General features: G+C 66.1%; 12 protein-coding genes. 8 read left to right on the forward strand and 4 right to left on the reverse strand.

Annotation, left to right across the window (positions count from 1 at the left end; genetic code table 11):
• Positions 1–406 (reverse strand): glutathione S-transferase family protein (locus DYI42_RS21850; protein WP_213548967.1); only part of this gene is annotated, 406 nt, incomplete at its 3' end.
• A 73-nt stretch (positions 407–479) separates the two neighbouring features.
• Between DYI42_RS21850 and map the strand changes: the two genes are divergently transcribed.
• Positions 480–1,226: a type I methionyl aminopeptidase gene (gene map, locus DYI42_RS21855; protein ID WP_213548968.1), complete on the forward strand. Its 747-nt coding sequence runs from the start codon at positions 480–482 to the stop codon at positions 1,224–1,226.
• Between the two features lie 223 nt (positions 1,227–1,449).
• Positions 1,450–1,851 (forward strand): VOC family protein, encoded by a 402-nt coding sequence (locus tag DYI42_RS21860; RefSeq protein WP_213548969.1) that lies wholly within the window; start codon positions 1,450–1,452, stop codon positions 1,849–1,851.
• Between the two features lie 267 nt (positions 1,852–2,118).
• On the opposite strand, the gene DYI42_RS21865 is transcribed toward DYI42_RS21860, so the two are convergent.
• Complete coding sequence (locus tag DYI42_RS21865; protein ID WP_213548971.1) at positions 2,119–2,781, reverse strand: 50S ribosomal protein L25/general stress protein Ctc; 663 nt, start codon at positions 2,779–2,781, stop codon at positions 2,119–2,121.
• Between the two features lie 129 nt (positions 2,782–2,910).
• On the opposite strand from DYI42_RS21865, the gene DYI42_RS21870 reads away from it, so the two are divergent.
• Together DYI42_RS21870 and DYI42_RS21875 are read left to right on the forward strand one after the other, a co-directional pair.
• Positions 2,911–3,333: a hypothetical protein gene (locus DYI42_RS21870; RefSeq protein ID WP_213548973.1), complete on the forward strand. Its 423-nt coding sequence runs from the start codon at positions 2,911–2,913 to the stop codon at positions 3,331–3,333.
• A gap of 62 nt (positions 3,334–3,395) precedes the next feature.
• Positions 3,396–4,580 carry an MFS transporter gene (locus DYI42_RS21875; protein WP_213548975.1) on the forward strand — a complete coding sequence of 395 codons (1,185 nt, stop codon included), beginning with the start codon at positions 3,396–3,398 and terminating at the stop codon, positions 4,578–4,580.
• Positions 4,581–4,590: 10 nt separating this feature from the next.
• Here DYI42_RS21875 and DYI42_RS21880 read toward each other — a convergent pair whose 3' ends face one another.
• Positions 4,591–5,757, reverse strand: a complete 1,167-nt coding sequence (locus DYI42_RS21880; RefSeq protein WP_213548977.1) for an alpha-hydroxy acid oxidase — start codon at positions 5,755–5,757, stop codon at positions 4,591–4,593.
• 165 nt (positions 5,758–5,922) lie between these two features.
• Between DYI42_RS21880 and DYI42_RS21885 the strand changes: the two genes are divergently transcribed.
• Positions 5,923–6,624, forward strand: coding sequence for a hypothetical protein (locus DYI42_RS21885; RefSeq protein WP_213548979.1), 702 nt, complete (start codon positions 5,923–5,925; stop codon positions 6,622–6,624).
• Here the strand turns inward: DYI42_RS21885 and DYI42_RS21890 are convergent.
• Positions 6,612–7,373, reverse strand: coding sequence for an acylneuraminate cytidylyltransferase family protein (locus DYI42_RS21890; protein WP_213548981.1), 762 nt, complete (start codon positions 7,371–7,373; stop codon positions 6,612–6,614). The two genes, DYI42_RS21885 and DYI42_RS21890, sit on opposite strands and share 13 nt — an antisense overlap.
• Positions 7,374–7,585: 212 nt before the next feature.
• Here DYI42_RS21890 and DYI42_RS21895 point away from each other — a divergent pair, with 212 nt between their 5' ends.
• From DYI42_RS21895 to DYI42_RS21905, 3 genes are all read left to right on the forward strand, one after another.
• Entirely contained in the window at positions 7,586–8,884 is a 1,299-nt protein-coding gene (locus tag DYI42_RS21895) for a PQQ-dependent sugar dehydrogenase (RefSeq protein ID WP_213548983.1), read from the forward strand.
• A gap of 57 nt (positions 8,885–8,941) precedes the next feature.
• The gene (locus tag DYI42_RS21900; RefSeq protein WP_213548985.1) at positions 8,942–9,328 is read left to right on the forward strand and encodes a metallopeptidase family protein; all 387 of its coding nucleotides are present in this window, start codon (positions 8,942–8,944) and stop codon (positions 9,326–9,328) included.
• Between the two features lie 58 nt (positions 9,329–9,386).
• Positions 9,387–9,895 (forward strand): nitroreductase family protein (locus DYI42_RS21905; protein ID WP_213548988.1); only part of this gene is annotated, 509 nt, incomplete at its 3' end.

Genomic DNA, 9,895 nt, shown 5'->3' on the forward strand with positions numbered 1-9,895 from the left:
CCTCCGCCGCCACCTCGGCGCTGCCCTGATGGCCCTCGGCGGGGCGGAACACCCCGTGAGAGAACACCTGCCGCACCATCGGCACATAGCCATAGGCATCCACGATCCCCATCACCTGCGCCAGCCGCGCCGCCGCCTGCGCGCCTTCCGGCATCAGCGCAGGCCCGTCAAAGGCCCTGTCCACGTAGCCGGTGATCGCCACCGTCTCGTAAAGCGTGAAGCCGCCATGCACGAGCACCGGCACCCGCCCGAACGGGTTGAGCGCCACCAGCCCGGCGCGCCCCGCCTCGTCAAACGGGTTCACCTCCACCTCCGCATAAGGCACGCCTTTCAACGCCAGCGCCATCCGCGCCGCCCGCATGTAGACGCTGAAGTGATAGCCGTGGAGTGTGACATCATCAGCCATGGCAAAGCCTCCCTCTCGCCCCACCCTACCGCTGCCCGCCAGAGCCCGCTAGGCTGGCGGCAAAGGAGCGCCCATGACCATCACCCATGAAGACGAGCTCGAGGGCTTGCGCGAGATCGGCCGCATCGTCGCCGACACCCTGCACACCATGGGCCGCGCCCTCGAGCCGGGGATGACCACCGCCGAGCTCGACGCCATCGGCGCCGAGATTCTGGAGCGTGAGGGCGCCGTTTCCGCCCCGCAACGCACCTACGGCTTTCCCGGCGCAACCTGCATCAGCATGGGCGAGGTCATCGCCCACGGCATCCCCGGCGCGCAGGTCATCCGCGCCGGCACCCTGGTCAACATCGACGTCTCCGCCTCCAGGAACGGCTTCTTTGCCGACACCGGCGCCAGCTTCCGCGTCGGTGCCGTGCCCGCCTCGCTCAACCGGCTCTGCACCGACGGCCGCAAGGCCTGCCAGATCGGCGTGGCGCAGGTCCGCGCTGGGCGGCCCCTCGGCGCCATCGGCTCCGCCATCGGTCGGTTCGCCAGCAAACGCGGCTACACCCTCATCCGCAACCTCGCCAGCCACGGCACCGGCCGCGCGCTCCACGAATACCCCGAGGAAATCCCCACCTGGCCCACCCGCGACCGCCGCGCCATCACCGATGGCCTTGTGCTGACGGTCGAACCCTTCCTCTCACGCGGCGGCCTCTGGGCCGAAGACGGCGGTGACGGCTGGAGCCTCCTCGCCACCCCCCGCGCGCCCTGCGTGCAATATGAGCATACGGTGGTGGCGACACGCGGCAAGCCGGTGGTGGTGACGCTGGCGGGGTGAGGTTCGGGAGAGGACGCGAACGGCTTGCTTTGGGCGAGAGCCCATACGGTATACAGCGAAGGTCTGCATCGCGCCCAAACTGCTAGATTCCGCAGGTAGATCGAATGTCTCCTGTAGACTGTACAAACTTGTATGGAGGTCTTTCTGATCGTGGTCTTTTGGGAGATCGGTCGCCACACACTGTTGGGCGGCTACGGCAAGGAAGCAGAGAAGGGCGGCTAAAGTGATTGGCTACACAATGGTGGGAACAAATGATCTGAAACGCGCCAAGGATTTCTACGATCCGCTTTTCGATATGATGGGGCTGTCCCCTTGTTACCAAGATGAGCAAGTTGCGTCTTGGGGCGACCCGGATGATGAGACAGTACCCCGATTTTTCTCCTGCCATCCCTATGACGGCAATCCAGCCAGCGTTGGAAACGGCGCAATGACCACGTTTCGATTTCCAACGGCAACCTTGGTCGATGCACTCTACCGAACTGCGCTAAAACGCGGCGGGCGGGACGAAGGGCGCCCCGGGTTTCGCCCGGAGCGATATGGCGACAAGTTCTACGTCGCTTATGTTCGTGACCCAGATGGAAACAAGCTGGCGTTCGCATGCTATGATGGAAGGACAAACCGCTAGGTTTTCCGGAGCGTGCCCTGAGCGGCCGTATGGGAAGAATGTCCAACGTCGAGCAGCGGCTCGCGTTCAGACACCCACGGTAGTTCCGTGCGCAGATCCGACCTGCCATCATACTAAGTCCGTCTCCCCCGGAAGCCATCGAAACCTCCCCGCAAATCACCTCGGCCTTCGACCGTTGGGGAAAGAGTTTCTTGCCCCAAACCCTCTCCCAGAACAAAAAAAGGGCGCCCCGCAGGACGCCCTTTCCAATTCCATGCCTCGCGAGGATCACTCCTCGGCGGCGGCCTCTTCTTCGCCGGCGGTGGGCACCTCATCGGCGGCCACTTCCTCGCCATCGTCCTCGTCGTCGGCAGCCCGCAGGCCGGACGGGGCGGAGATGTTGGCGATCACGAAGTCACGGTCGATCGTGGGCTTGGCGCCTTCGGGCAGGGTGATGCTCGAAATCGTCACCGTGTCGCCGATGTCCAGCCCGGTCAGGTCCACCACCAGCTTCTCGGGAATGTCACCGGCGGTCACCACCAGCTCCACTTCGGGGCGCACCGCGTTCAGCACGCCGCCCTGCTTCAGGCCGGGGGCCGCGTCTTCGTTCTCGAACTCGACGGGGATGAAGAGGTTGACGCGCGAGGTGCGCTTCAGCCGCATGAAATCCACGTGGGTCGGCAGGTCTTTCACCACGTCGCGCTGGACGGACCGGCAGATCACGCGCACGTCTTCCTGGCCTTCGACCTTCATGTTGAACAGGGTCGACATGAAACGACCGGCCTTCAGCTGGGTGAACAGCTTGTTGAACGGAAGGTTGATTGCCAGCGGGTCGACCCCGCCGCCGTAAACGATACCGGGCACCATGCCATCGCGGCGTGCTTGACGAGCGGCGCCCTTGCCTGTCCCCGTCCGGGCCTCGGCGTGAAGATCAGGGATCTGTCCAGCCATGTTGATTCTCCATAGGTTAGGGCGGGCATCCTCCAAGGCTGTATGCCCGCGTGAAGGCGCTCCCTTAGAGGCCGAAGGGCTGTTTGGCAAGGGGTTTTGCACAGGTTTCGCCCGGTTTACGACTCCGCCATGCGCGCCCTGCTCAACCTCGCGTACCTCGCCTGCTGTGGCTGGATCACATGGATCGGCCTGTGGTGGCCAGACAGGGCCGAGGGATTCGTGCCGGGCCCTTCCGAGGGTGACCCTTTCTACTGCAACCGACTTATGAGCGCGGGCGGCGAGGATGACCTGATGGTCTCCTTCTTCCTCGTCTTCGCCCTGCCCGGCGTGCTGCGCCTCATTGGCGCGGTCTTCACCCGCCCCAGCCGGGTGGAACTGGGCATCTGGGGCGTTGCCACCACCGTCGCAGCCTTCGGCCTATTCCTCGCCTCGCTCGATTGCGCCGCCGTCTTCTACACCGCCTTCCGCCTGCCCGCGCCCGAGCTGGCCGCCGCGCTGCTGGCGATCCCCGCCTCGGGCCTCATCCTCTGGTGGCTTTCCCGGCGGGACTGACGGGCGTTTCAATTGAATTTGGAAGTTGCTTTGGCCCCAAACCCGTGATTCCGATGGCGGCCATGTCGCTCACCCACGCCATCCGCCTCTCCCGCCGCACCCTGCCGCCCTTCGCAACTGTGGGCATCTTCTGGGGGGCCTTCGCTGCCTATACGCCGCAGCTCAAGGCGGGGATCGGCGCCGATGACGGCACCTGGGGGCTGGTGCTGCTGGGGGCGGCCATCGGCTCGATCTCGGCAATGTGGCTTGCGCCCCGGGCTGATGCCCGCTTCGGGCGCGCCGCGATGGCGCTGGGCTGCCTGCTGCTCGGCGTGATGTTCCAGGCCCCGATGTGGGCAGGTGGCGTGCTGACCTTTGCCGCTGCAATGGTGTTGGCCGGTGGCGCGGCGGGCCTGCTCGACGTGGTGATGAACGCCCGCCTCTCCGCCATCGAGGCCCGCACCGGGGCCTCGCTGATGAACCTCAACCACGCCACATTCTCACTGGCCTATGGCACCTCGGCGCTGCTGGCTGGCCTGCTGCGTGACGGCGGAACGGCCCCGGCGATCACCTTCACCGGATTGGGGCTGCTCGCAGTCGTCTTCGGGGCCATCGCGCTGCAACGCGAGCTGCCGCCCCCGGTGAAGGGCGAAGCCCCCCCGCCCCGCGTCGCCTTGCCGCCGGTCGCGCTCTGGGGCGGGCTCATCATCCTGCTGGCCTTCCTCGCCGAACAGGCAACCGAAGCCTGGTCGGCGCTGCATATCGAGCGCACCCTGGGCGGCGGCGCCGCAGAAGGCGCCATCGGCCCGGCGATGCTGGGCTTCACCATGTGCGCGGGGCGGCTGGCCGGGCAATTTGCCACCGCCCATGTCTCGGAAGCCAGGCTCACCACGCTGGCCGCGCTTGTCACCGCCGCGGGCGCGCTCCTCGCCGCGCTCGCCCCCACGCCGCTGGTGGCCTACGCGGGCTTCGGCATTCTTGGTCTGGGTGTGTCGGTCATCGCGCCAATGGTCTTTGCTCTCGCGGGCCGCCTCTCGCCGCCCGATCTGCGCCCGGCGGTCATCAGCCGCGCCGCGGTGATCGGCTACACCGGCTTCTTCATCGGCCCGCCGCTGCTGGGGGCAATCTCCGAGGCGGCGGGGCTGCGCATGGCCTTTGTGGCCGTCGGCCTGCTCGTGGCCCTGGCGCCGCTCCTGCTGATACCGCTGCGCGCCTCAGCGGCGAAGAGCGAAGACAATCAAACGGAGGCGCCAGCCGAGGCCCGATGAGCCGCCGCGCTCAGGCCTGCCACCGCCCGCCAAAGTCCTCGGGCACCAGCAGCATGTCGCGCCCGAACTGGCCGGGGTTCTGCTTGCCACAGAGTGCCATGGAAATATCCATCTCCTTCTGAAGCACCTCCAGCGCCTTCTCCACACCCGCCTGCCCCATCGCCCCGAGGCCATACACGTAAGAGCGCCCGATCATGGTGCCCTTCGCTCCAAGTGCGACCGCCTTCAGAATGTCCTGACCCGAGCGAATGCCGCTATCGAGCCAGACCTCGGTTTTCGAGCCCACCCGCTCCACGATCTCCGGCAGCATCCGGATGCTGCTGAGCGCGCCGTCCAGCTGCCGCCCGCCGTGATTGCTCACCACAATCGCATCGGCCCCAAGCTTCGCGGCCTCCTCGGCGTCATCGCCGTCGAGAATGCCCTTCAAAATCACCTTGCCGCCCCATTGGTCCATCAGGCGCTTCACCTTGTCCCAATCCAGCGTCTGGTCGAAGTTCGCAGCGGTCCAGTCGTGCAGGCTCCGGGTGTTCTCCACGCCCTTGGCATGGCCGACGATGTTGCGGAACTCGCGGCGCTGGGTTTGCAGCATCTGCAGGCCCCAGCGCCACTTGGTGGCGAGGTCCAGCATGACCGGCACCGACAGCTTGGGCGGGGCGGTGAGACCGTTCTTCAGATCCTTGTGGCGCTGGCCGAGGATCTGAAGGTCGAGCGTGATCACCAGCGCCTCGCACTTGGCCTCCTTGGCCCGGCGCACGAGGTTGTCGGTGAAATCGGTGTCTTTCTGGGTGTAGAGCTGAAACCAGAAGGGCGCGGAGGTGTTCTCGGCCACATCCTCGATCGAGCAGATCGACATTGTGGAGAGGGTGAACGGCACCCCGAACTTCTCCGCCGCCTTGGCCGCCAGGATCTCCCCATCGGCATGCTGCATCCCGCAAATGCCCACCGGTGCCAGCGCGGTGGGCAGCGCCACCTCCCGCCCGATCATCTCGCTCGCAGTGGAGCGCCCCGACATATCCACGGCCACCCGCTGGCGCAGCCGGATCTTGTCGAAATCGCTCACGTTCTCCCGAAAGGTCTGCTCCGTCCAGCTCCCGCTTTCGCAGTAGTCGTAAAACATCTTCGGCGCGCGCCGCTTGTGGATGCGCTTGAGGTCGTCGATGCAGGTGATGACGGTCATGATGCTGGCTCCCCGGGGTGGTCAGGTTTCTTTACCAATCGGCAGAGGGGTAAGGCAAGGCGGCATCAGTCGCCGGCGCGTCCGGGTATTCGCAGGCCGGCGCTCTGGCAGCTCTGAGCGACCTCGGGTAAACCGCTTCAAACTCAAGCCAGAGAAACCGGGTCAGTGATAAATTTCGGTCGAAGCATTCGCGCTGCCCTGCGCGGCAAGCCCCAGCTTCCCTCGATGCACGGTGATGTGCTGGCCTTTGCCTCGGCACCGGACCCCGTCGTGCCAGCCAAGTTTCTCGAAGGGCGCACCATCGTCACCGCAAACGCGGCGCAACTTTCGCTCGAACCTCTGGGCGTGGAGGCCCCCCACATCACCTGCATGCGATCAACGATGGGAGACGGTCAGGCCACCAGTGCCGACAAGCTGAAACGTCTCGCGGGCCGCAGAACCGGCCACCTCGTCCTCTTCCCGCGCCGCGCTGACCCTGGCTGCGCAGTACAGCTCAGACTGCTCTCCGAGATCGGCTACACCTATGACGAGCTGACCATTCTGCACCGGCTCGACATCAGCACGATCTACAACAGCGTCCTCAATCCGGGCCGCATCTTGCTGCACCGCACCTACGAGCCTTCGATGGGGCTTCGCGCGATCTTGTTTGCACTGGCCGCCGGCGCGACCCGCGTCGCCGTGGCGGGAGTCTCTTTCCGGTCTGGCGGGGCCTCCTACACCTCGATGGACTACAAGCGCATCCACGTCGATGCAGACCAGCAGATATTCGCCCGGCTCCACCAACTGTGCGCCCCGGTCTTCCCCACCGACCGCGCCCTTGCAGACGACACCGGCCTGCCGCTCTGGCCCTCGGATCAGCCCGGATAGGCGGGCTGTTCGGGCTCCACGAGGTGCCGGGCGACGACCTCGGGCCGCGGCTGCATCTCTATCAACGCCTTCACCACGTCGAAATCATCCTTGTTGTTGATGTCGATCCCGGTGATCGCCTCCCCGATGATCGGCAGCGCGCGCTTGCCCATATAGGCCGAGCCATACTTGGCCAGGTTTTCATGGCGCAGAACATCAAGGTTGAACACCTGATATGCCGTCGGAAACTCCGTGCGCCGAATGACCGAGCGATCTTCCGGCCACCCCTCCAGTAGCGGCTCCAGAAAACCGTCATCGTTGATCGTGCAAAGCCGCGTTTCGGACGCGTTGACGTGGCGCACCGAATCCACCTCAGGTCTCTCTTCAAGCGTTTCGATGGCGCGCCGCACGTCTTCCACACTTCGGAACGGGTTGGTGGGCTTCAACCGCAGCCAGATGTCGGGCATCTCGATTCCGAAACGTGGCAGGTTGGCCTCCATGTCGGCGAGAATATCTTCTTCCATCGCCGTCCCAGAGCTCGCCTCAGCGCCTCTCAGATAAGGGCACTCGGCGCCATAATACCGACCGATCTCGGCATACTCTTCAGAGTCGGTCGAAAGGATCACCCGATCGATACCGAGCGCCTTGCCGAAGGCGACGCCATAGGCCAGCAACGGATGCCCGTTGATGCGCATGATATTCTTGTGCGGCAAGCCGACCGAGCCCGACCGGGCAGGGATAAAGGCGTAGACCGTGCTCTTTCGGGTCATGTGAACCTGTCTTTCGGTTTCTCGAGATGATCTCACCGCCCGGATGGCCTGATGCGCCGCAGGGGCGGTCACAGACACCGAAATGCGGCGGACGCGTCAGAAAGAGGCTATCCGCGAAAGCTCCGGCAAATCAACCCGGGCACCACCCGCCAGGGCTGTTGCCGCCCCGCGTTTAGCGCTACCACTCGGGCAAAAGGCGCGAAGGAGAGACCATGAATATCATCGCAAAGGCAACGGCCCTCGTCGGCGGCACGGTGGCGCTGGTGCGCCGCATCGGCGCGCCCACGACCCAGGCGATGGGCGGCAGCCCGGAGATTCCGGAGGCGAAGAAGCAGGGCATCATGACCCTCAAGATGCCCGCCGCCGAAGGCTGGAAGGATGGCCGCCTGCCCACCTGCGCCCCCGGCCTCAAGGTCAACGCCTTCGCCGAAGGGCTCGATCATCCGCGCTGGATCGAGGTGCTGCCCACGGGCGACGTGCTGGTGGCCGAAGCCAGCCAGATCGAGACCCCGCCCCAATCCTTCATGGACCGCGCAGCCCATGCCACGATGAAGGCGATCAAGGCGATGGGCAACAGCGCCAACCGCGTCACCCTCTGGCGCGACGCCGATGGCGACGGGGTGGCCGAGCACCGCGAGATCTTCGTCGAGAACCAGAGCCAGCCCTTCGGCATGGCCGTGGTGGGCGAAACCTTCTACCTCGGCAACACCGATGGCATCGTCGCCTTCCCCTTCCCGCCCGGCATCACCCGGCTCGATGAAAGCGCCGCCCGCAAGCTGGTGGAGTTCAAGCCCGGCGGCCATTGGACCCGCAGCCTTATCGTCTCGCCCGACCAAACCAAGATCTACGCGGGCGTCGGCTCGCTCACCAACATCGCCGACGACGGCATGGAGGTCGAAGAGGGCCGCGCCGCTATCTGGGAGTTGGACGTGGCGACCGAAGAGGCTCGCATCTTCGCCTCCGGACTGCGCAACGCCGTGGGCACCGCCTTCGAGCCCTCCACCGGCGCTCTTTGGACCGTGGTGAACGAGCGTGACGGCCTGGGCGACGAAACCCCGCCCGACTACCTCACCACCGTGGACGAGGGCGGCTTCTACGGCTGGCCCTACTCCTACTGGGATCGCATCGTCGACGACCGCGTGCCGCAAGACCCTGCCGCCGTCGCCGGTTCGATCAAGCCCGACTACGCGCTCGGCGGCCACACCGCCTCGCTCGGCCTCTGCTGGATGCCCGAAGGCACCCTGCCCGGCTTCGGTGAAGGCATGGTCATCGGCCAGCACGGCTCCTGGAACCGCTCCAAGCTCTCGGGCTACAAGCTGCTCTTCGTCCCCTTCGAAAACGGCAAGCCCAGCGAAACCGAGCCGCCGCGCGACATCCTCTCCGGCTTCCTCTCCGAAGACGAGAAACTCGCCTACGGCCGCCCCGTCGGCGTCTGCCTCGGCGCGGATGGCAAATCGCTGCTGATGGCCGATGACGTGGGCGACGTGATCTGGCGCGTCACCGCCGCCTGAGTGACTTGCGCCGCCCCGGCCCTGGCCCCGGGGCGGCCCACACCCCACGTCCCAACCATGTCCCGCGACGACGCCCACTTCCTCCGCATCGCCCATGACACCGTCGAGGCCATGCCCCCCGCGCTGCGCCCCGCCGCCCGCGCGGTGGTGATCCGCATCGCCGAATGGCCGACGCCCGAGATCATGGCCGATTTCGGCATGACGGACCCGCGCGAGCTGACCGGTCTCTACGAAGGCACCCCGCTGCCCGAAAAATCCGCCAGCTACCCCGATCCCTTCCCCGATACCGTCTGGCTCTTCCGCCAACCCATCCTCGCCGAATGGCGCGACAGGCCCGGCCAGTCGCTCGAAGAGCTGATCGCCCACGTCACGGTGCACGAATTCGCCCACCACTTCGGCTGGTCGGATGACGACATTGCCGCCATCGACTCGTGGTGGGAGTGAAGCCATTGAACCCCGGCGCAAAACACCCGACATAAGGGCCAACCGCCAAGGAGTGCCCATGCCCGAGAAAAACCCCGCCGCCCTCGACTTCCTCCTCACCCGCCGCTCGCGCCCGGCCAAGACGCTGACCACCCCGGTGCCCACCCGCGAAGAGCTGGGGCCAATCCTTCAAGCCGCCGCCCGCACCCCCGATCACGGCAAGCTGGAGCCCTGGCGCTTCATCGTGCTGGAAGGCGCTGCGCTGGAGCGGCTGGCCACGCTGGCGGGGGAGCGCGGCGCGGCGCTGGAGATCGAGCCCGAGAAGATCGAGAAGTTTCAGGCCCAGCTCAAGCAGCCCGGCCTCGCCGTGGCGGTGGTCTCCTCGCCGGTGCAAAGCGACAAGATCCCGATGGTCGAGCAGCTCTATTCCGCCGGGGCCGTCTGCCTCGCCCTGCTCAACGCCGCGCTGGCCTCCGGCTGGGGCGCCAACTGGCTCTCGGGCTGGGGCAGCCATGACCGCGAGTTCATCACCCAGGGCCTCGGCCTTGCACTGCATGAAACCGTCGCGGGCTTCATCCACATCGGCAC

It is taken from the genome of Vannielia litorea, from assembly GCF_018424695.1.
Classification (GTDB): Bacteria; Pseudomonadota; Alphaproteobacteria; order Rhodobacterales; family Rhodobacteraceae; genus Vannielia; species Vannielia litorea_A.